The following is a 20853-nucleotide window of genomic DNA, read 5'->3' as shown; positions in this document are numbered from 1 at the left end:
GTCATGCTCCCCGTTCCACCGTGTCGCCGGCGTTGGCGCCAGGCGGCACGCCTTCGGGCTCGTCGCGCTCGTCGTGGCGCACGCGGAACCACGCGGCGTACAAGGCCGGCAGGAAGAACAGCGTCAGCACGGTGGCGATGGTGATGCCGCCCATCAGGGCGGTGGCCATGGGGCCGAAGAAGTTGCTGCGCAACAGCGGGATCAGGGCCAGTACCGCAGCCGCTGCCGTCAGGGTGATCGGCCGGAAGCGCCGCACGGTGGCGCCGACGATAGCGTCCACGCGCTTGTGGCCGGCGCCGATGTCCTGCTCGATCTGGTCCACCAGGATGACCGAGTTGCGCATGATGATGCCGAACATCGCGATCACGCCCAGCATGGCGACGAAGCCGAAGGGCTTGCCGAACAGCAGCAGCGCTGCGACCACGCCTATCAGTCCCAGCGGCGCGGTCAGCACCACCATCAACACGCGGGCGAAGCTCTGCAGCTGCAGCATCAGCAGGGTCAGCACGGCCACGGCCATCAGCGGCATCTGGGCGTTGATCGAGGACTGTCCCTTGGCGCTTTCCTCCACCGGGCCGCCCACCTCGATGCGGTAGCCGACAGGTAGTCCGGCGCGCAGGGCGTTGAGCTTGGCGTCGATGGCGCGGGTGACGTCTATGCCTTGCGCGCCGGCGGCGACGTCGGCCTGCACCGTGATGGTGGGCTGGCGGTCACGCTCCCAGATCACGCCGTATTCCAGGTCGTAGCGCACGTGGCCCAGGCTGCCCAGCGGTACTGCGCCGTTGGGCGTGGGCATGGCCAGGGTGGCCAGGCGCGCGGGATCGATCCGTTCCTCTTGCGGGGCGCGCAGGCTTACGGTGATCAGCTTGTCGCGTTCGCGGTACTGCGTGACCGCGTAGCCGGACAGGGTCATCGCCAGGAAGTCCGAGATGTCGCTGGAGCTGATGCCCAGCTTGCGCGCCTTCTGCTGGTCGATCTCGAAGCGCACCGAACGTTCGGACGGCTCGTCCCAGTCGAACTGCACATTGGTCGAGCGCGGGTCGGCGCGGACCTCGGCAGCCACTTGCTCGGCCACCGCGCGCACCTCGGCGATCTTGTCGCCGCTGACGCGGAACTGCACCTGGAAGCCCACGGGCGGGCCGTTCTCCAGGCGCGACAGGCGGCTGCGGATGGCAGGGAACTGTTCGCGCAGCACCGGCTGCAGCCATTGGGCGAGCTTCTCGCGGTCCTCGACGGAATGCGTGGTGATGACCAGTTGCGCGAAGTTCGGAGTGGCAAGCTGCTGATCCAGCGGCAGGTAGAAGCGCGGCGCGCCGGTGCCGACGAAGCTGACCGAGTGGTCGATTTCGGGCCGGCCTTCCAGCGCCTTTTCCAGGCGCTCGACCTGGCGCAGCGTGGCCGCGAACGACGCGCCTTCCTGCAGGCGTACGTCCACCAGCAGTTCGCTGCGGTCGGAACTGGGGAAGAACTGCTGGGGCACGAAGCGGAAGCAGGCCATGGCCACCACGAATACCAGCACGGTCGCGCCCAGCACCAGGTAGCGGCGGTCCACGCACCAGCCCACCCAGCCGCGCAGGCGCTGGTAGAAGCGGGTGTTGTAGATGTCGTGTTCGTGGTCGTCGGGCAGATGGGCTTCGCGCTTGCGTTCCGGCAGCATGCGGTAGCCCAGCAGCGGAATCAGCACCACGGCGGCGAACCAGGAGGTGATCAGCGCGATGGCGGATACCTGGAAGATGGAGCGCGTGTATTCGCCCGTGCTGGACTTGGCCAGCGCGATCGGCAGAAAGCCCGCCACGGTGACCAGGGTGCCGGTCAGCATGGGAAAGGCGGTGCTGGTGTAGGCGAATGCGGCTGCGCGCGCCCGGCTCCAGCCCTGCTCCAGCTTCACGGCCATCATTTCGACCGCGATGATGGCGTCGTCCACCAGCAGCCCCAGCGCCAGCACCAGCGTGCCCAGCGAGACCTTGTGCAGGCCGATGCCGAACATGTCCATGAACAACGCCGTGACGGCCAGCACCACCGGGATCGAGATGACCACCACCATGCCGGTGCGAAAACCCAGCGATACCAGGCTCACGGCCAGCACGATGGCGACCGCTTCCGCCACGGAGCGCAGGAAGTCATCGACCGAATGCGATACCGCGCGGGGCATGCTGGAGACCTCCTTCAGCGTCAGGCCGGCCGGCAGTTGGGCCTGGAGTTCGTCGAACTTGGCGCTCAAGGCGCGGCCCAGATGCACCACGTCGCGCCCCGGCTGCATGGTGATGCCTATGCCCAGCACGGCGCTGCCGCCCAGCCGCATTTGCTCTATGGACGGGTCTTGGTAGCCGCGGCGGAGGGTGGCGATATCGCCCAGCCGGATCGATTTGCCGTTGATCCGGATCAGCGTGTCGGCCAGGGCTCGGCTGCTGGCGTATTGGCCGGTGGGCCGCACGAAGATGCGGTCGTCGGCGGTGGTCAAGGTGCCTGCGCCGGTCACGGCGTTCTGGCTGTTGATGGCCTGGGCGATCTGCTGCGGCGACACGCCCAGCCGCGTCAGCTGGGTGTTGGAGATTTCGATGTAGATGTGCTCGGGCTGGTCGCCGAAGTAGTCCACCTTGGCCACGCCTGGCACGCGCAGCAGCACGGTGCGCAGCCGGTCGGCGTAGTCGTGCAGCTGGGCGGGCGAAAAGCCGTCGCCCTGCAGCGTGTAGATGTTGGTGTAGACGTCGCCGAACTCGTCGTTGAAGAAGGGGCCTTGCACGCCCGGGGGCAGCGTGGCCGAGATGTCGCCGACCTTCTTGCGCACCTGGTACCACTGCTCGGCCACGGTGCTGGCGGGCGCGGAGTCCTTCATGGTGTAGAAGATCAGCGATTCGCCCGGCCGCGAATAGCTGCGCATGAAGTCCGTGTTGGGGGCTTCCTGCAGCTTCTTGGCGATGCGGTCGGTGACCTGTTCCTGCACCTGTTGCGCGGTGGCGCCGGGCCACAGCGTCTTGATGACCATGACGCGGAAGGTGAAGGGCGGATCTTCCGATTGCGCCAGCTTCGAATACGACAGCACGCCGAACAGCGTGATCAGCGTGATGATGAAGATGACCAGGGGCTGGTGCCGCAGCGCCCAGGCCGACAGGTTGAAGCGGCCTTCCTCGTGGCGCTGCGCCTGGGTTGCGGCGTCCTGCTGCGGGCCGCTCATGAGGCGAAATCCTCGGGGTGCAGCGGCGGCACGGCGCGGACTTTTTCGCCGGCGGCCACCGTGTGCACGCCTTGCCAGACCACGCGTTCGCCGGCCTGCAAGCCCTTGGACAGGGTCACGGTGCGGGCGTCGTAGCGCAGCACTTCGACGCGGCGCAGCTCCAGCGTGTCGGCGTCCGGCTTGACGATCCACACGGCGGGCGAGGGGCCGTCATGGAACAGCGCGGTGGCCGGCACGGTGTAGGTCGTCAGGCTTTCGCCAGAGCGGTTGTCGAAGCTGATGTTGGCCGTCATGCCCAGGCGCACCTCCGGGGGCGGGGATTCCAGCGTGAGCTTGGTGCGATAGGTGCGGCTTTGCGGATCCGCGGCCGGCGCGATCTCGCGCAGCACGGCGGAAAACGTCTGGCCGGGCAGGGGGCCAAGCGTGACGCTGGCGCGCTGGCCGATGGCCAGGCCCGCCAGCACGCTTTCCGGCACGTCGCAGATGGCGTCGATGTCGCCGGACCATGCCAGGTTGTAGACCGCGTCGCCCGCCGCCACGTTCTGCCCGGTGTCCGCCTGTTCCGCGGTGATGACGCCGGCGTGGTCGGCCTGCAGCGTGGTGTATTTGAGCTGGTCGGCTGCCAGCGCCGCCTGCTGTTGCGCCTGGTCGCGTTGCGCCAGCGCCGCGGCGTAGGCGTTGCGCGTCTGTTCCAGCTGGGTCGCGGCGATCAGGTTTTCGCGGGCCTGGGCACGGTCGCGGTCCAGCTGCTGGCGCGCATAGTCCAGTTGATGCTGGGCCGCCGACAGCTGCGCGCGGGCGCTGGCCGCATTCTTGGCGGCGTCGGCTGGATCCAGTTTGGCGACGGTCTGCCCAGGCGCGACGGTATCGCCCAGGCGGACCTGGCGTTCGATGATCTTGCCGCCCACGCGGAACGACAGCGGCGTGCTGTAGCGGGCCTGCACTTCGCCCGGCAAGGTCCAGGCCGGCAGGCGTTCGTCAGCTTGGGCGGGCATGGCGACCACCGGACGCGGCGCGGGCGGGGGCGTCTCGTTGCGGCCGCAAGCGGCGAGCAGCAACGCGACGGCTGCGGCGGCAGGCAGCGACAACAGGCGCGGCCAAGGGCGGGAACGGAAGGAGGGCGAAAGCGGCGCCGCAGGGGCGGCCGCCGCAGCGCGCGCGGCAGGGCCAGGGAAATTCACGTAACACCTCGCGGCGCTGAAAGTGGCTGAGACAGGCCGGATCCGGCCCCATTGGGCCTGTATTTTAATACAGGTATGAATCTGGATTCAATATTGAATCTGAAATACTCGCGAATGCTAAACTCGCGCCATGTCAAAAGTCCGCCTTACGCGAGAGCAAAGCCGTGACCAGACGCGCCAGCGTCTGCTCGACGCTGCGCAATCGATTTTTCTTGCCAAGGGATTCGTGGCCACCAGCGTGGAGGACATCGCCGAGCAGGCGGGCTACACGCGCGGGGCCTTTTATTCCAACTTCACCAGCAAGTCCGAACTGTTCCTGCAGTTGCTCAGGCGCGATCACGAAAGCGTGATGAGCGATATGCGCGCCATCTTCGAAGAAGGCGAGTCGCGCCCGCAGATGGAGGCCCGCGTGCTGGAGTACTACTCCACGCATTACCGCGAGAACGACTGTTTCCTGCTGTGGATGGAAGGCAAGCTGCAGGCGGCCCGCGATCCGGATTTCCGGGCGGGCTTCGTGGCTTGCATGCGGGAATTGCGCGAAGCCACCACGGAATACATCCGCCAGTTTTCCGCGCGGGTAGGCACGCCGCTGCGCATGCCGCCGGAACAGATGGCGCTGGGCCTGCTGGCCTTGTCGGACGGCATGCAGTTCAGCTATGCCTTTGACCCGCAGGCCGTCACGCCGGAAATGACCGAGGCCGTGCTGGCCGGGTTCTTCCGCAGCGTGGTCTTTGGCGAATCCAGCCCGCAGTAGCGCGGCCGGAAGGCGGCCTCAGGCCAGCAGTTCCGAGATTTCGATGAGATTCAGGTCCGGGTCGCGCAGGTAGACCGAACGGATCTTGCCGGTGGCGCCGGTGCGCGGCACCGGGCCTTCGATGATCCGGGCGCCTTCACGGTTCAGATGCGCGATCACTGCTTCCAGCGGGCGGTCGGCGATGAAGCACAGGTCCAGCGCGCCCGGGACGGGCAGGTGGGCCTTGGGTTCGAATTCATGGCCGCGCACGTGCAGATTGATCTTCTGGTTGCCGAAGCGCAGCGCCTGGCGGCCCTCCCCAAAGGTCTCCAGTCGCATGCCGAGGATCCGGGTGTAGAAGTCCACCGTGGCGTCGGGGTCGGTGCAGGTCAGGACCAGATGGTCCAGATGATCGATCATGGGATATCTCTCCTGAGGCCGGCCCGGCTTGAGCTTTCAGATTGTCAGACGGCCTTTGGCCGTGATAGTAATACTTGCGGCGCGCGGCCGGACTGAGGGGGGACGCGCGCTGGAATTTCCAACCCTCGGGCGAAAGGAGCGGCAGCATGACTTCAGAAACCCGACCATCCACCATCAATCGCCCCGTATTCTTTCCAGCGGCCGTGTTCACGCTGCTGCTGGTCGGATTCGCGATCCTGGCGCCCAAGGTCGCGCAACGTCTGTTCGAATCCGTGCAGGGCTGGATATTGGGCAACGTCAGCTGGTTCTACATTCTGGTCGTGGCCATCATCCTGATTGCGGTGGTGTTCCTGGCGGTCAGCCGGTATGGCGACATCAAGCTTGGGCCCGACCATAGCGAGCCCGACTACCGCAACTTCACCTGGTTCGCGATGCTGTTTTCCGCCGGCATGGGGATCGGCCTGATGTTCTTCGGCGTGGCCGAGCCCGTGATGCACTTCATCGCGCCGCCGGTGGGGGAAGGCGGTACCGCCATCGCCGCCCGTGAAGCCATGAAGATCACGTTCTTCCACTGGGGCCTGCATGCCTGGGCCATTTACGCGGTGGTGGCGTTGATCCTGGCCTTTTTCAGCTACCGGCACGGCCTGCCGCTGACGCTGCGCTCGGCCTTGTATCCCTTGATCGGCAACCGTATCCATGGCCCCATCGGGCATGCTGTCGACATCTTTGCCATCATCGGCACCGTGCTGGGCGTGGCCACTTCGCTGGGCCTGGGCGTGGCGCAGATCAACAGCGGCCTCAACCACCTGTTCGGCATTCCAGTGGGCGTGACCACGCAGATCATCCTGGTCATCGTCACCTGCGGCCTGGCGACGCTATCGGTGGCCAGCGGCCTGGACAAGGGCATCCGCATCCTGTCCGAGACCAATCTGGTGCTGGCGGCGGTGCTGCTGATGTTCGTGCTGGTGGTCGGCCCCACGGTGTTCCTGTTCCAGACCTTCGTGCAGAACACCGGCGCCTACCTGTCGGACATCGTCAACAAGACCTTCAACCTCTATGCCTATGAACCCACCGACTGGATCGGCGGCTGGACGTTGTTCTACTGGGGCTGGTGGATCGCCTGGTCGCCCTTCGTGGGCCTGTTCATCGCGCGCATCTCGCGCGGCCGCACCATCCGCGAATTCGTCACTGGGGTGTTGCTGGTGCCGGCCGGTTTTACGCTGTTCTGGATGACGGTGTTTGGCGATACCGCCATCCATATGATCCTGGTCGACAAGGTGCAGGGGCTGGCGGAAGTGGTGCAGGCCGATTCCTCCTTGGCGCTGTTCGCCTTTCTCGAACGGTTGCCCTGGAGCGGGGTGCTGTCCATTGTCGCAATTTTGATGGTGGCCGTGTTCTTCGTCACCTCGGCCGACTCGGGCGCGCTGGTGGTGGACCTGCTGGCCTCCGGCGGCTCGGACCGCACGCCTGTATGGCAGCGCATCTTCTGGTCGGTGCTGATGGGCGCGGTGGCGATCGCGCTGCTGCTGGCCGATGGCCTGACGGCCCTGCAGACGGCCACAATCGCCAGCGCGCTGCCGTTCTCCATCATCCTGCTGCTGTCGCTGTGGGGGCTGTTCAAGGCGTTGAGGCTGGACGCGACCAAGCGTGGCATCCGCTACCAGTCGCTGACCCTGTCGCGCCCCGCGCGCGGCGGACAGTCCTGGGAGCGGCGCTTGCGCAACATGGTCATGATGCCGCGCCGCGCCCATGTGCAGCGCTTCATCGGCGACGTGGTGCGCCCCGCGCTGGAAGACGTGGCGGACGAGCTGCGCAAGCAGGGCTATCAAGTGGACGTGCGCGAACACGGCAACGACGAGGGCGTGATCATGGAAGTCTCCCATGGCGAGCACCTGGATTTTTCCTATGCCGTGCAGCCGGAAGCCTTCGTGCGTCCCAGCCTCACGCCCGAGGAAGCGGCCGACGAGGAAGAGCGCAAGTACTTCCGCGCCGAGGTCCATCTGCGCGAAGGCGGGCAGGACTACGACATCATGGGCTGGAGCCGCGATGCGGTGATCGGCGACATCCTGGACCAGTACGAGCGCCACCGCCACTACCTGCACATGGTGCGGACCTGACCGCGCCGCAGCCAACGAAACCGCCAGCTTGCTGGCGGTTTTTTTATGCCCACACGCTTCGCAGGGGCTTGCGGGCAATAGCCCGCCGCTATGCCAGGGATTGGATTAACCCTTTTGACGAAATGCCCGATATCGTGGATTATCCAAGAACATTCTTTGATAAATAGCGAGTCAATCATGAAGGCGAATTCAGGAGCGTGGGCCGTCGGGGCCGTGGCGCTGGCGGTGGTGCTGGCGGGAGGCGGGCTGTACTGGAAGTTCGGCGGCGCGCAGCAAAAGGGCGGTTGGGCCATGGCGCCGGCCAAGGTCGCGGTGGCCGCCGCGCGGCAGGCGGACTTCCCCGTGACCCTGAGCGGCATCGGTTCGTTGGAAGCCGCGCGCCAGGTACAGGTGGCGGCCGAAGTGGACGGCCGGGTCGACCGAATCCTGTTCGCGTCGGGCGCCCGGGTCCAGGCCGGCCAGTTGCTGGTGCAGTTGAACGACGCGCCCGAGCAAGGCGAGCTGGCCAGGTTGCAGGCCCAGGCGCGCAATGCGCGCGCCTTGCTGGAGCGCACCCGCCGCCTGCTGCCGCAGCAGGCCGCCACGCGCGAACAGCTGGACCAGGCGCAGGCCGACTACGACCAGGCGGCGGGCGACATCAAGCGGGTGCAGGCGCTGATCGAGCAGAAGCGCGTCAAGGCGCCGTTTGACGGCGTGCTGGGCGTGCGGCGGGTGAACCTGGGTCAGTTCGCCCGCGCTGGAGATGCCCTGGTGTCGCTGACCGACGCTTCCGCCATGTATGCCAACATCACCCTGCCCGAGCAGGCCATGGGCGCATTGCGCGCGGGCCAGCCGGTGGCGGTGACCGTGGATGCCCATGCGGGACGGGTCTTCGAAGGCCAGATCACCACCGTGGAGCCGCAGGTGGATGCAGGATCGCGCACCGTGCGCGTGCAGGCGACCCTGCCCAACGCCGACGGCGCGCTGGCGGCCGGCATGTACGCCCAGGGGCAGATCGGCTTGCCTGCGCGTCCCGGCGTGATCACCGTGCCGGAAACTGCCGTCAGCTATAGCGCCTATGGCGATTCCGTCTACGTGCTGAACCCGCCGAAGGCGGGCGAGGCGTCCGCCGGCACGACGGTGCGCCAGGCCTACGTGAAGACGGCCGAGCGCGTGCGCGGCCGCGTGGTCGTGACCGAAGGCTTGCAGGCGGGCGAGCAGGTCGTGACCTCGGGCCAGCTGCGCCTGCACAACGGCGCGGCGGTCGAGGTCGGCGCCGAGGACACCGTGGCGCTGGAAGCCGCGCAGCAGACCGTGGCGCAAGTCCGGTGAGGGCGCGGAGAAGAACATGAAATTCACCGATCTTTTCGTGCGCCGGCCTGTGCTGGCGCTGGTGGTCAGCACGCTGATCCTGCTGCTGGGCATCAAGGCCCTGAGCGGCCTGCCGGTGCGGCAGTATCCGCTGACCGAAAGCACCACCATCACCATCACCACCCAGTATCCGGGCGCTTCGCCCGACCTGATGCAGGGCTTCGTCACCCAGCCCATTGCGCAGTCCGTGGCCACGGTGGAAGGCATCGACTACCTGTCGTCTTCCTCCACGCAAGGCCGCAGCGTGATCACGGTGCGGATGAAGCTGAACGCCGATTCCAACAAGGCCATGACCGAGGTGATGGCCAAGGTCAACGAGGTCAAGTACCGCCTGCCGCAGGACGTCTACGATCCCGTGCTGGTCAAGTCCGCCGGCGAGGCGACCGCCGTGGCCTATGTGGGCTTTTCCAGCAGCACTTTGTCGCTGGCGTCCCTGACCGACTATCTGTCGCGCGTGGTGCAGCCGCAGCTCTCGTCCATCGACGGCGTGGCCAGCGTGGAACTCTACGGCGGGCAGAAACTGGCCATGCGGGTGTGGCTGGACCCGAACCGGATGGCGGCGCGCGGCATTTCCGCGGGCGAGCTGGCCGACGCGCTGCGCGACAACAACGTGCAGGCGGCGCCGGGACAGGCCAAGGGCTTGTATGTCGTGTCCAACATCCAGGTCAACACGGACCTGGTCAACGTCGCGGAATTCCGCGACATGGTGGTCAAGCGCGAGGGCGACGCGATCGTGCGCCTGGGCGACGTGGCCACGGTGGAACTGGGCGCCGCATCCACCGATTCCAGCGGCCTGATGGACGGCGAGCCGGCGGTGTACTTCGGCTTGAACGCCACGCCGGTGGGCAATCCGCTGGTGATCGTCAAGCGCCTGAACGAGCTGCTGCCCAACATCAAGCAGAACCTGCCGCCCGGCACCAGTGTGCAGGTGCCGTTCGAGCTGGCCCGCTTCATCAGCGCGTCCATCGACGGCGTGGTGCGCACGCTGATCGAGGCCGTCGCCATCGTGGTGGCGGTGATCTTCCTGTGCCTGGGGTCCTTGCGCGCCGTGCTGATTCCGGTGCTGACCATTCCGCTGTCCATGCTGGGCGGGGCGGCCATCATGGCGCTGTTCGGCTTCAGCGTGAACCTGCTGACCTTGCTGGCCATGGTGCTGGCCATCGGCCTGGTGGTGGACGATGCCATCGTGGTGGTGGAAAACGTGCACCGCCACATCGAGGAGGGCAAGTCGCCCGTGCGCGCGGCCCTCATCGGCGCGCGCGAAGTGGCGGGGCCGGTTATCGCCATGACCATCACGCTGGCGGCGGTCTACGCGCCCATCGGCCTGATGGGCGGGCTTACCGGTTCGCTCTTCAAGGAATTCGCCTTCACCCTGGCCGGGTCCGTGGTCGTGTCGGGCGTCATCGCGCTGACCTTGTCGCCGGTGATGAGTTCGTTCCTGCTGGACAGCCGCGTTTCCGAAGGTTGGATGGCGCGCCGCGCCGAGCACTTCTTCGGACGCCTGGGCGATGCCTATGGCCGCGTGCTGGACATCTCGCTGCATCACCGCTGGGTGACCGGACTGATCGCCGTGGCGGTGCTGGCGAGCCTGCCGTTCCTTTACAACGCCGCGCAGCGCGAGCTGGCGCCGGTCGAGGACCAGTCCACCGTGCTGACCGCGATCAAGTCGCCGCAGCACGCCAACATCGACTATGTGGAGAAGTTCGGCCGCAAGTGGGACGACGTGATGAAGACCCTGCCCGAACAGCAGGGGCGCTGGCTGATCAATGGCTCCGACGGCGTGTCCAACAGCATCGGCGGCGTGGACTTCGTGTCCTGGGAGAAGCGCCACCGCTCGGCCGACCAGATCCAGGCCGATATGCAGGCCATGGTGAACCAGGTCGAAGGCAGCAACATCTTCGCCTTCCAGTTGCCGTCGCTGCCGGGTTCCACCGGCGGGTTGCCGGTGCAGATGGTCATCATGAGCGCATCCGACTATCCGGTGGTCTACGAGGCCATGGAGAATTTGAAAAAGGCGGCGCGTGAAAGCGGTTTGTTCATGGTGGTCGACAGCGACCTGGACTACAACAACCCGGTGGTGCAGCTGAAGGTGGACCGCGCCAAGGCCAACAGCCTGGGCGTCACCATGAAGGCCATCGGCGACACGCTGGCCGTGCTGGTGGGCGAGAACTACGTGAACCGCTTCGGCATGGACGGCCGTTCCTACGACGTCATTCCCCAGAGTCTGCGCGAGCAGCGCATCTCGCCGGAGTCGCTGGCGCGCTACTACGTCAAGAGCGCCAGCGGCGCGCAGGTGCCGCTGTCCAACCTCGTGACCGTGTCCATGGGCGTGGAGCCCAACAAGCTGACCCAGTTCAACCAGCTCAACGCGGCCACCTTCCAGGCCATCCCCATGCCGGGCGTCACCATGGGCGACGCGGTGCAGTTCCTGACCGGCCAAGCCCAGTTCCTGCCCGCGGGCTTCAGCTACGACTGGCAGTCGGACGCGCGCCAGTACAGCCAGGAAGGCTCGGCGCTGATGATTACCTTCATCTTCGCCATCATCGTGATCTACCTGGTGCTGGCGGCGCAATACGAGAGCCTGCGCGATCCCTTCATCATCCTGGTGAGCGTGCCCATGTCGATCTGCGGCGCGTTGATACCGCTGGCGCTGGGCATGGCCACCATCAACATCTATACGCAGATCGGGCTGGTGACGCTGATCGGCCTGATCAGCAAGCACGGCATTCTGATGGTGGAGTTCGCCAATGAAATGCAGGTCAGCCACGGGCTGGACCGGCGTACCGCAATGGAGCAGGCCGCTCGCATCCGGCTGCGCCCCATCCTGATGACGACCGCGGCCATGGTCATGGGCCTGATTCCGTTGCTGTTCGCCAGCGGCGCGGGCGCGCACAGCCGCTACAGCCTGGGCCTGGTCATCGTGGTGGGCCTGCTGGTGGGCACGCTGTTCACGCTGTTCGTGCTGCCCACCGTCTACACCGTACTCGCCCGCGACCACCGCGCAGCGCACGATACGCCGCGCGCCCGGGAACTGGCGCTGGCCCAGGCGGAGGACGCCGCAGCGCCTGGCGCCACCGCCTAGCCCAAGGAAATCATCATGAAGCATCCACAACTCTCCCTACGCTTGCGCCGCGGCGCGGCCGTGCTGCTGGCCGCGCTGGCCACTGCCGGTTGCGCCGTCGGCCCCGATTACCAGAAACCCCAGGCCGCGCCCGTGGCGCTGGCCAGCCCCGAGCAGGCCCTGTTCTCCACCGACCAGCTGCAGCGCGACTGGTGGAAGCAATTGCAGGACCCCCAGCTGGACCGGCTGATCGATCTGGCGCTGTCCCGCAATCTCGACATCCGCATGGCCCAGGCGCGCCTGGCCGAATCGCGCGCGGCGCTGGACGAGAAGGAACTGGACCAGCTGCCGGCGGTCACGCTGGGCGGGGGCTATGAACGCAGCCTGTCCCAGGCCAATGCAGGAGCCACCGGCCAGCGCAACCTGGCCGAGAGCTACCGGGCGGGCTTCGACGCCACCTGGGAGCTGGACCTGTTCGGCCGGCTGCGCCGGGCCACCGAGGGCGCCGCCGCGCGCAGCGAGGCGCAGGCCGCGGACCTGGCCCAGACCCGCATCGTGGTGGCCGCGGAAGTGGCGCGCAACTATTTCGAGCTGCGCGGCGCGGAACAGCGCCTGGCCGTGGCGCGCGCCAACCTGCAGAGCCAGCGCGACAGCCTGCGCGTGATCCAGGCCATGGTGGCGGCCGGCCGTGGCGACGAAGGCGACCTGGCCAGCGCGCGCGCCGAACTGGAGACCGTGCAGGCCAGCGTGCCGGTGCAGGTCGCGGCCCGGCGACTGGCGCAGTACCGGATCGCGGTGCTGGCGGGCCTGCGGCCGGTGGAGCTGGGCGAACTGGACGCGGGCAAGGCGTTGGCGCCGCTGGATACCCGCCTGCCGATCGGCGACGTGAGCGCCTTGCTGTCGCGCCGGCCGGACGTGCTGGCGGCCGAACGCGGCATGGCTGCCGCCAACGCCGACGTGGGCGTGGCGACCGCCGAACTGTATCCGCGCATCGACCTGGGCGGATTCCTGGGCTTCGTCGCCTTGCGCGGCGCGGACTTCGGTTCATCGGCCAGCCGCGCGTTCAGCGTGGCGGCCACTGCCAACTGGCCCGCCTTCCACCTGCCCACGGCGCTGGCGCGCAAGCGCGGCGCGGTGGCGCGCGCTGACGGCGCCGTCGCCAGCTATGAGCTGACCGTGCTGCGGGCGGTCGAGGAACTGGAATCGGCCCTGACGGAATACGGTCAGACCCAGCAGCGTCTGGGCAGCCTGGCGCAGGCTGCCGCGTACAGCGGCAGGGCGGCGGAACTGGCGCAGTTGCGCTATCGCGAAGGCAGCACCCCTTATTTGACGGTGCTGGACGCGCAGCGTACGCTTTTGCGCGCCCAGGACGCCGTGGCCGTGGCCGAAACCGAGTCCTATACCCGCCTGATCGCGCTGTACAAGGCGCTGGGGGGCGGATGGGAAGCGCCCTCGCTGGACCAACAGGCCGCCTCCGGCTGACCGGCGGGCGCGGTTCGTGGCACCATAGGCACATATCCGGAGTATCCACATCCATGTCTGACAGTCCGTCCCATCCCGTGGTCTGGGAGCATCAGCCCGCCGACCGCGTGCTCATGATCCTGAAGACGCGCGGTCCGCAATCCGTCGCGGTCATCGCCAAGGCCATGGACGTGACGGCCGAGGCCGTGCGTCAGCAGATGACGCGCTTGCATGCGGAAGGACTGGTGGATTCCGAAAGCCACAGCGCGGGCCGGGGCCGGCCCACGCAGATATGGTTCCTGACCGATGCCGGGCATGGCCGTTTTCCGGACACGCATGCCGAAATGACGGTGCAGATGCTGGGCGCGGTGCGCCAGGTGTTCGGCGAAGAGGGCATCGAAAAGCTGATCCAGGCGCGCGAAGCCGCCATGCTCAGCGGCTATCGCCAGGCCATGCAGGGCGCCCGCAGCCTGAAGGAGCGGCTGGAGCGGCTGGTGGAAGTCCGCAGCGCCGAAGGCTACATGGCCGAGCTGCGCAAGGACGGCCCGGACTTCCTCTTCATCGAGAACCATTGCCCGATCTGTTCCGCGGCCAAAGCCTGTATGGGCTTTTGCCGCAGCGAGCTGGAACTCTTCCACAAGGTGCTCGGAGAAGAAGTCCGGGTGCGCCGCGAAGAACATATCCTCGCGGGCGCGCGCCGTTGCGCCTACCGCATCGACAAGGCCGGCTGATCCGTCATGATCCGGGCTGCTCCCAGCCGCCCAGCGCCTTGTACAGTTCCACCGCATTGACCAGCCGGCGCTGCTGCAGCCGGATGAACTCCTGTTCGGACTCGAACAGGCTGCGCTGCGCCTCCAGCATTTCCAGGTAGCTGGCCACGCCGCGTTCGTAGCGCCTTTCGGTCAGGCGCTGGCGGTCGCGGTCCGCGTCGCGCACCTTGCGCTGGGCGTCGATCTGGGCGCGCAGCGTATCGCGCGCGGACAGCGCGTCTGCCACTTCGCGGAAGGCCTGCTGGATGCTGCCTTCGTACTGGGCCACCGCGATGTCCTTGCGCGTTTCCGCCAGCGACAGATTGGCGCTGTTGCGCCCGGCATTGAAGATGGGCAGCGTGAGCTTGGGCGCGAAGGTCCAGGTGCCCGTGCCCGAACCGAACAGGTCCGAGAAGCTGCCGGCCGTGGTGCCGATGTCGGTGGTCAGCTGCACCGACGGGAAAAACGCCGCGCGCGCCGCGCCGATGTCGGCGTTGGCGGCGCGCAGCGTGTCCTCGGCCTGGCGCAAGTCCGGGCGCCGGATCAGCAGGGCGGAGGGCAGGCCCGCGGCCAGCGGTGTCAGGCTCTGGCTTTCCAGCGTGACGGCCTCGGTGTCGGGCGGCAGGGAGAAGTCTCCCGCCAGCATTCCCAGCGTATGCACGGCCTGGCGGTATTCCCGGCTCAGTTCGGCATGCGTGGCGCGCGAGGATTCCACCAGCATCTGCGCGGTGCGCAGCCCCACGGCCGTTTCCAGCCCCGCGTCGTAGCGGCGCTGGGTGAGCTTGAGCGAGGCTTCGCGCAGCGCCAGCGTGCTCTCGGTCAGGCGCAGTTGCTCCGCCAGCGAGCGCTGGTTGAAGTAAGCCGCGGCCGTCTCCGACACCAGCGACAGCGTGGCGGCGCGATGCGCTTCCTCGCTGGCCAGATAGCGCGACAGCGCGGCGTCACTCAGGCTCTTCACGCGGCCGAAGAAATCCAGTTCGAACGCGGCGATGCCGATGGCGGCGCGGTAGCGGTCGGCCACCGGCATGCGCGGCTGGCCGGGCTCCGCGCCGCGGCCGCGGCTGAACTCGCCCGTGCCGTCGATGGACGGCAGGCGGTCGGCCTGCTGCACGCCATACAGCGCCCGGGCTTCCTGGATGCGCAACGCCGCCACCCGCAGGTTGCGGTTGTTCTCGAGCGCGGCGGCGATCCAGGCCTGCAGCGCCGGGTCGTTGAAGTAATCGCGCCAATCCTGCGGCATGGCCGCCTGCCCGTTCGCGGCGGGCGTGTCATAGGCCTGCGGGACCGGCGCCGCCGGACGTTCGTACTTGGGGGCCAGCGAGCAGCCGGCCAGGGCCAGCGCAAGCAGGGTCATTGCCATAGCCTTCATGGCGAGGTCTCCAGCGTTTCACGGCCTTGTGGACGCGAGGGGCGCACGCGCATGCCTAGCACGCGGCCCACGATAAGAAAGAAGAGCGGCACCAGGAAGATGGCCAGCACCGTCGCGGTGACGATGCCGCCCAGCACGCCCGTGCCGATCGCGGCCTGGGCGCCCGAAGCCGCCCCGGTGGCCAGCGCCAGGGGCAATACGCCCACGCCGAAGGCCAGCGAGGTCATCACGATGGGCCGCAGCCGCAGTCTTGCCGCCTCCAAGGTGGCGGACACGATGCCCTGGCCGTCGCGCACCAGGTCCTTGGCCACTTCCACGATCAGGATCGCGTTCTTGGCCGATAGCCCGATGGTGGCGATGAGGCCGACCTTGAAGTAGATGTCGTTGGGCATGCCGCGCAGCGTCACGCCCAGCACCGCGCCGATCACGCCCAGCGGCACCACCAGGATCACCGCCAGCGGGATGGACCAGCTTTCGTACAGCGCGGCCAGGGCCAGGAACACGACCAGCACCGACAGCGCGAACAGCACCGGCGCCTGGTTGCCGGACAGGCGTTCCTCATAGGACTGGCCCGACCAGTCGAAGCCAATGCCGCGCGGCAGCTCCGCAGCCAGCGCCTCGATGGCGCGCATGGCCTCGCCGCTGCTGTGTCCGGGGGCGGCCGAGCCGTTGATGGTGAACGAGGGGAAGCCGTTGTAGCGGTTGAGCTGCGGCGGTCCCATCGACCATTTCAGGGTGGCGAAGGCCGACAGCGGCACCATCTGCCCCTGCAGGTTGCGCACGTGCAGGCGCGAGACGTCCTCCATGTCGACGCGGCTCTTGCCGTCTGCCTGCACGGTCACGCGCCGCACCTGGCCATTGAGCATGAAATCGCCGATGTAGTCCGAGCCGTACATCACCGCCAGGGCGGTGTTGATCTCGTCCAAGGGCACGCCCATGGCCTGGGCCTTGTCGCGGTCGACGCGCAGCTCCAGCTGCGGCGCTTCTTCCTGGCCGGCGAAAACGACCTCCGCCAGCGCGGGATGCTTGGCCGCCGCCGCCAGCAATTGCTGGCGCGCCTGGGTCAGGGCCTCGTAGCCCAGCCCGGCGCGGTCCTGCAGGCGGAAGTCGAAGCCCGAGGTGGATCCCAGGTCCGGCAACGGCGGGGAATTCAGCGCATGCACCATGACGTTCTTGTGGTCGGCGAAGGCGGCGTTGATGCGCTCCACCACCGCGTTCACATGCAGGTCGGCGCCGCCGCGCTGCTTCCAGTCCTTCAGCGTGACGAAGAACATGGCCGAGTTGGGGCCGCTGCCGTAGTTGCTGAAGCCGTTGACCGAATATACGTACTCGACGGGCTCGTGCTCCATCATGTAGCGCTCGACCTCCTTCACCATCGCCATGGTCTCGGCTTGCGGCGAGCCCTGGGGCAGGATGACCATGGCCATGAAGCTGCCCTGGTCTTCGTCCGGCAGGAAGGAGGAGGGCAGGCGCGCGAACAGCAGCGCCACCGCGGCGATCACCGCCAGATAGGCCAGGCCGAAGCGCGCCGGACGGGCCAGCACGCCCGACACCCGCGCCGTGTAGCGCGTGGTCAGGCGCGCGAAGGCCCGGTTGAACCAGCCGAAGAAGCCGCGCTTCTCGTGGTGGCCCGCAGCGATCGGCTTGAGCATGCTGGCGCACAACGCCGGCGTCAGCGACAGAGCCAGGAAAGCCGAGAAGGCGATCGACACGGCCAGCGTCACGGCGAACTGTCGATAGATGTTGCCCACCGCGCCGTCGAAGAACGCCATGGGGACGAACACCGACACCAGCACCACCGTGATGCCCACGATGGCGCCGCTGATCTGGCCCATGGCCTTGACCGTGGCCTCGCGCGGCGGCAGGCCTTCCTCGGCCATGATCCGTTCGACGTTTTCCACCACCACGATGGCGTCGTCCACCAGGATGCCGATGGCCAGCACCATGCCAAACATCGTCAGCACGTTGATGGAATAGCCCAGCCCCAGCATCACGCCCAGCGTGCCCAGCAGGGCCACCGGCACTACCAGCGTCGGAATCAGCGTGGCGCGGAAGTTCTGCATGAACAGGTACATCACGCAGAACACCAGGGCCACGGCTTCCAGCAGCGTCATCAGCACCTTCTTGATGGAGATCTCCACGAAGGTTGAGGTCTCGTACGGGATGTCCCAGGTCACGCCCGGCGGGAAGTACTGGGCCAGCTCCTGCATGGTCGCGCGGATGCGCTTGGTGGTTTCCACCGCGTTCGAGCCTGGCGCCAGCTTGATGCCCAGACCCGTGCCGGTCATGCCGTTCACGCGCGACAGGTACATGTAGTCGGTGCCGCCCAGCTCGACCCGGGCCACGTCCTTCAGGCGCAGGGTGGCGCCGTCCGGCTGCGCGCGCAGCGGGATATTGCCGAACTGCTCGGGCGTGCGCAGCGATTCGCCGGCCACGATGCTGGCGTTCAGCGGCGCGTCCTTGGGCACGGCCTGGTTGCCCAGTTCGCCGATGGTGACGCGCGCGTTGTGGCTGCGCAGGGCCGAGACGATGTCGCCCGGGGTCAGGGACATGGCCGTCAGTTTGGCCGGATCCGGCCAGATGCGCATGGCGGCTTCCGCGCCGAACGACTGCACCTTGCCCACGCCTTCCACGCGGCGCAGCGCCTGCAGCACGTTGGACGCGGCCAGTTCGCCCAGCTGGATGTCATCCAGCCCGCCGTCCGACTTCAGCGATACCACCAGCTGGATGTTGTCGGCCGCCTTCTCCACGCGCACGCCGTCGCGGCGCACCGATTCCGGCAGGCGCGGCTCCACCGCCTTGAGGCGGTTCTGCACTTCCACGGCCGCCAGGTCCGGGTTGGTGCCTTGCTTGAAGGTCAGGTTGATGCTGGCCCAGCCTGTCGAGTCGCTGCTGGACGAGGTGTACATCAACCCCGGGGCGCCGTTCATCTCGCGTTCGATGATGGCGGTGACGGCTTCTTCGACCACCTTGGCCGAGGCGCCCGGGTAGCTGGCGCCGACGTTGACCACCGGCGGTGCGATGTCCGGATACTGCGCCACGGGCAGCGCACGGATCGACAGGATGCCGATCAGCACGATCAGCAGCGAGATCACCCAAGCGAAGACTGGGCGATCGATAAAAAAACGCGCCATTGCGGTTTATCCTTTTTGGCCCGCGGCGGGCGTCCTTGCCTGGACGCCGGCCTCCGGGTTGCCGGCGGCTGGGGCTTGTGCACTGGGCGCGGCCCGCTCCACCGGTTTGATTTTCTGTCCCGCCGCCAAGTGCGCGGCGTTTTCGACGACGATGCGTTCGCCGCCCGCCAATCCCTGCGTGACGATCCAGTTGGGACCCTGCAGCCGCTGCGCGGTGACGGCAATCTTCTTCAGCTCTCCGTCGGGGCCGGCGGCCAGCACATGCGCGCCTTCGGCGCTGCGCAGCAGGGCATTGCGCGGCACCAGGTAGGTGTCGCGGTTGATCGCCTGCTCCAGCCGCACCCGCACGTACATGCCCGGCAGCAGGTCGCGGCCGGGGTTCTCGAACAGCGCCCGCATCGTGACGTTGTCCGTGCCCGGATCCACCGCCAGGTCGGCGAACGACAGCGTGCCGCCGCGCCCGTACTCGGAGCCGTCGGGCAGCACGAGGCGCACCCGCACCTGGTCCGGCGCCACGCCTTCCAGCGCGCCTGCGCGGATCTGCTTCTGCAGCTGCATCACTTCGGCGGCGGGTTGGGCGAAGTTCACGTAGATGGGATCGATCTGCTGCACCACCGTCAGCGGCGTGGCCTGGCCTTCGCCCACCAGCGCGCCTTCGGTCACCAGCGCGCGCCGCGCCCGGCCGTCGATGGGCGAGGTGACGCGTGCGTAATCCAGCTTCAGCTTGGCGCTTTGCAGGTTGGCGCGGGCCAGGGCGACTTCGGCCCGCGCCTGGCGTTCCTGCGCCACGCTTTCGGCGTGATCGCGTTCGCTGATGGCGCGGTCCGACACCAGGTCGGCGTAGCGGCGCAGCTTGTCTGCGGCGGCGGACAGGTTCGCCTGCGCGCGCGCCAGGTTCGCGGCTTCGGAATCGTAGGCGGCCTGCAGCGGCGCGGGGTCGATCTGGAACAGGGCGGCGCCGCGCGCCACGTCCTGGCCTTCCTCGTACAGGCGCGCGGTGACGATGCCGGCCACGCGTGCGCGTACCTCGGCCTCGCGGTAGGGCTCCAGCCGGCCCGGCAAATCGGTGGCGACGCTGGTGGGCGTGGCCGCGGCGACGATGACGCCGACTTCGGCGGGTGCCTCGGCGGCTGCTTGGGTTTCCGGTTTCGAGCAACCGGTAATAAGAATTAATACGGAAGAAAGGGCGAGCGTGCGTAGAGAGACTCTTTGCTTCATTTTTAAAATTATCTGATGGGCCCGGGGAGGGCTGAGGTGGGGAAAGGCGCCGACTTTCCCGCGTGGGGAAGCGAGTCTATCATTTAATCCGTCACGCTTGATTAATTATTTTGTTCGGAAGTATGCTCCCGCTTCACACTTATTCACAGTGACGAAAAAGGCGGCTTCTTGTTTTGAAGTCGCCGTTTTTTTGCAGCCGATTTTTTTTAAGAAGGAGGTCCCCGCATGGCCCGCAAGACGAAAGAAGAGTCCCAACGCACCCGCGACCGCATCCTGGATGCGGCGGAGCACGTGTTCCTGTCGAAAGGGGTGGCTGGCACCACCATGAGCGACATTGCCGACTATGCGGGCGTATCCAGGGGCGCCGTCTACGGCCATTACAAGAACAAGATCGACGTCTGCATCGCCATGTGCGACCGCGCGCTGGGCGAGGCGGCGTCGCTGACCCAGGTGTCGACGGAGGGCGAGGCGCTGGAATCGCTCTATACCTCCATGCGCCAGTACATCCAGATCTACGCGGAGGAAGGATCGGTGCAGCGCGTGCTGGAAATCCTTTACCTGAAGTGCGAACACAGTGACGAGAATGCGCCGCTGCTGCGTCGCCGCGACCTGTGGGAGCGGCATGCCCTGCGTACCTCGGAGAAATTGCTGCGCGCCGCGGTCAGGCGCGACGACCTGCCGCGCGCGCTGGACGTGCGTCTGTCCAATATCTACCTGCACTCCTTGATCGATGGAGTGTTCGGCAGCATCTGCTGGTCCGATCGCCTGAAGGGCGATATATGGCCGCGCGTCGAGCGCATGCTCCGCGCCGCCATCGACACTCTGCGGCTTTCCGCGCACCTGTTGACGCCGCAAGCCGCCTGATTGCGGGAGGGCATCGTGCTT

13 protein-coding genes are annotated in these 20853 nt (G+C 67.3%); 7 read left to right on the top strand and 6 right to left on the bottom strand.

The window, feature by feature from the left end; all coding sequences use genetic code 11:
- Position 1: 1 nt before the first annotated feature.
- Both FOC84_RS05515 and FOC84_RS05510 read right to left on the bottom strand, forming a co-directional pair.
- On the bottom strand, positions 2 to 3175 hold the full coding sequence (locus FOC84_RS05515) for an efflux RND transporter permease subunit (RefSeq protein WP_173143533.1): 3174 nt from the start codon (positions 3173 to 3175) through the stop codon (positions 2 to 4).
- Complete coding sequence (locus tag FOC84_RS05510; protein WP_173143532.1) at positions 3172 to 4263, bottom strand: efflux RND transporter periplasmic adaptor subunit; 1092 nt, start codon at positions 4261 to 4263, stop codon at positions 3172 to 3174. The genes FOC84_RS05515 and FOC84_RS05510 overlap by 4 nt, the downstream gene beginning before the upstream one ends.
- Before the next feature lie 223 nt (positions 4264 to 4486).
- Between FOC84_RS05510 and FOC84_RS05505 the strand changes: the two genes are divergently transcribed.
- Complete coding sequence (locus FOC84_RS05505) at positions 4487 to 5110, top strand: TetR/AcrR family transcriptional regulator (RefSeq protein ID WP_173143531.1); 624 nt, start codon at positions 4487 to 4489, stop codon at positions 5108 to 5110.
- An 18-nt stretch (positions 5111 to 5128) separates the two neighbouring features.
- Here the strand turns inward: FOC84_RS05505 and FOC84_RS05500 are convergent, their stop codons facing one another.
- Positions 5129 to 5509: a VOC family protein gene (locus FOC84_RS05500; protein ID WP_088138946.1), complete on the bottom strand. Its 381-nt coding sequence runs from the start codon at positions 5507 to 5509 to the stop codon at positions 5129 to 5131.
- 146 nt (positions 5510 to 5655) lie between these two features.
- Here FOC84_RS05500 and FOC84_RS05495 point away from each other — a divergent pair, with 146 nt between their 5' ends.
- The 5 genes from FOC84_RS05495 (at position 5656) to FOC84_RS05475 (ending at position 14229) form a co-directional block, all read left to right on the top strand.
- A complete protein-coding gene (locus FOC84_RS05495) occupies positions 5656 to 7626 on the top strand; it encodes a BCCT family transporter (RefSeq protein WP_173143530.1) in 1971 nt (656 codons plus the stop codon).
- A 177-nt stretch (positions 7627 to 7803) separates the two neighbouring features.
- Positions 7804 to 8937, top strand: a complete 1134-nt coding sequence (locus FOC84_RS05490) for an efflux RND transporter periplasmic adaptor subunit (protein WP_173143529.1) — start codon at positions 7804 to 7806, stop codon at positions 8935 to 8937.
- A 16-nt stretch (positions 8938 to 8953) separates the two neighbouring features.
- Positions 8954 to 12058, top strand: coding sequence for a MexW/MexI family multidrug efflux RND transporter permease subunit (locus FOC84_RS05485; protein WP_173143528.1), 3105 nt, complete (start codon positions 8954 to 8956; stop codon positions 12056 to 12058).
- A 15-nt stretch (positions 12059 to 12073) separates the two neighbouring features.
- A complete protein-coding gene (locus FOC84_RS05480) occupies positions 12074 to 13519 on the top strand; it encodes an efflux transporter outer membrane subunit (RefSeq protein WP_173143527.1) in 1446 nt (481 codons plus the stop codon).
- A 53-nt stretch (positions 13520 to 13572) separates the two neighbouring features.
- Positions 13573 to 14229 (top strand): helix-turn-helix transcriptional regulator, encoded by a 657-nt coding sequence (locus FOC84_RS05475; protein ID WP_173143526.1) that lies wholly within the window; start codon positions 13573 to 13575, stop codon positions 14227 to 14229.
- Between the two features lie 4 nt (positions 14230 to 14233).
- Here FOC84_RS05475 and oprZ read toward each other — a convergent pair whose 3' ends face one another.
- The 3 genes from oprZ to FOC84_RS05460 are packed head-to-tail and all read right to left on the bottom strand — an operon-like array spanning position 14234 to position 19968.
- Positions 14234 to 15616 (bottom strand): multidrug efflux RND transporter outer membrane subunit OprZ, encoded by a 1383-nt coding sequence (gene oprZ / locus FOC84_RS05470; protein ID WP_173143525.1) that lies wholly within the window; start codon positions 15614 to 15616, stop codon positions 14234 to 14236.
- Positions 15613 to 18750, bottom strand: coding sequence for a multidrug efflux RND transporter permease subunit (locus FOC84_RS05465; protein ID WP_173143524.1), 3138 nt, complete (start codon positions 18748 to 18750; stop codon positions 15613 to 15615). Before FOC84_RS05465 ends, oprZ begins: the two co-directional genes overlap by 4 nt.
- 6 nt (positions 18751 to 18756) lie before the next feature.
- Complete coding sequence (locus tag FOC84_RS05460) at positions 18757 to 19968, bottom strand: MexX/AxyX family multidrug efflux RND transporter periplasmic adaptor subunit (protein WP_173143523.1); 1212 nt, start codon at positions 19966 to 19968, stop codon at positions 18757 to 18759.
- A gap of 225 nt (positions 19969 to 20193) precedes the next feature.
- Between FOC84_RS05460 and axyZ the strand changes: the two genes are divergently transcribed.
- Positions 20194 to 20832, top strand: a complete 639-nt coding sequence (gene axyZ, locus FOC84_RS05455; RefSeq protein WP_173143522.1) for a multidrug efflux transcriptional repressor AxyZ — start codon at positions 20194 to 20196, stop codon at positions 20830 to 20832.
- The last annotated feature ends 21 nt before the right edge of the window (positions 20833 to 20853 follow it).

Source organism: Achromobacter pestifer, assembly GCF_013267355.1.
Lineage (GTDB): Bacteria > Pseudomonadota > Gammaproteobacteria > Burkholderiales > Burkholderiaceae_B > Achromobacter > Achromobacter pestifer_A.
The sequence above is the reverse complement of the archived record's forward strand: the minus strand, read 5'-3'. Positions and strand labels throughout refer to the sequence as shown.

What these genes read in the sequence shown, in the direction of transcription:
- FOC84_RS05515 (WP_173143533.1), bottom strand. Translation starts at nt 3,175, where the DNA reads ATGAGCGGCCCGCAGCAGGACGCCGCAACCCAGGCGCAGCGCCACGAG.
- FOC84_RS05505 (WP_173143531.1), top strand. Translation starts at nt 4,487, where the DNA reads ATGTCAAAAGTCCGCCTTACGCGAGAGCAAAGCCGTGACCAGACGCGC.
- FOC84_RS05500 (WP_088138946.1), bottom strand. Translation starts at nt 5,509, where the DNA reads ATGATCGATCATCTGGACCATCTGGTCCTGACCTGCACCGACCCCGAC.
- FOC84_RS05495 (WP_173143530.1), top strand. Translation starts at nt 5,656, where the DNA reads ATGACTTCAGAAACCCGACCATCCACCATCAATCGCCCCGTATTCTTT.
- FOC84_RS05490 (WP_173143529.1), top strand. Translation starts at nt 7,804, where the DNA reads ATGAAGGCGAATTCAGGAGCGTGGGCCGTCGGGGCCGTGGCGCTGGCG.
- FOC84_RS05485 (WP_173143528.1), top strand. Translation starts at nt 8,954, where the DNA reads ATGAAATTCACCGATCTTTTCGTGCGCCGGCCTGTGCTGGCGCTGGTG.
- FOC84_RS05480 (WP_173143527.1), top strand. Translation starts at nt 12,074, where the DNA reads ATGAAGCATCCACAACTCTCCCTACGCTTGCGCCGCGGCGCGGCCGTG.
- FOC84_RS05475 (WP_173143526.1), top strand. Translation starts at nt 13,573, where the DNA reads ATGTCTGACAGTCCGTCCCATCCCGTGGTCTGGGAGCATCAGCCCGCC.
- oprZ (WP_173143525.1), bottom strand. Translation starts at nt 15,616, where the DNA reads ATGAAGGCTATGGCAATGACCCTGCTTGCGCTGGCCCTGGCCGGCTGC.
- FOC84_RS05465 (WP_173143524.1), bottom strand. Translation starts at nt 18,750, where the DNA reads ATGGCGCGTTTTTTTATCGATCGCCCAGTCTTCGCTTGGGTGATCTCG.
- FOC84_RS05460 (WP_173143523.1), bottom strand. Translation starts at nt 19,968, where the DNA reads ATGAAGCAAAGAGTCTCTCTACGCACGCTCGCCCTTTCTTCCGTATTA.
- axyZ (WP_173143522.1), top strand. Translation starts at nt 20,194, where the DNA reads ATGGCCCGCAAGACGAAAGAAGAGTCCCAACGCACCCGCGACCGCATC.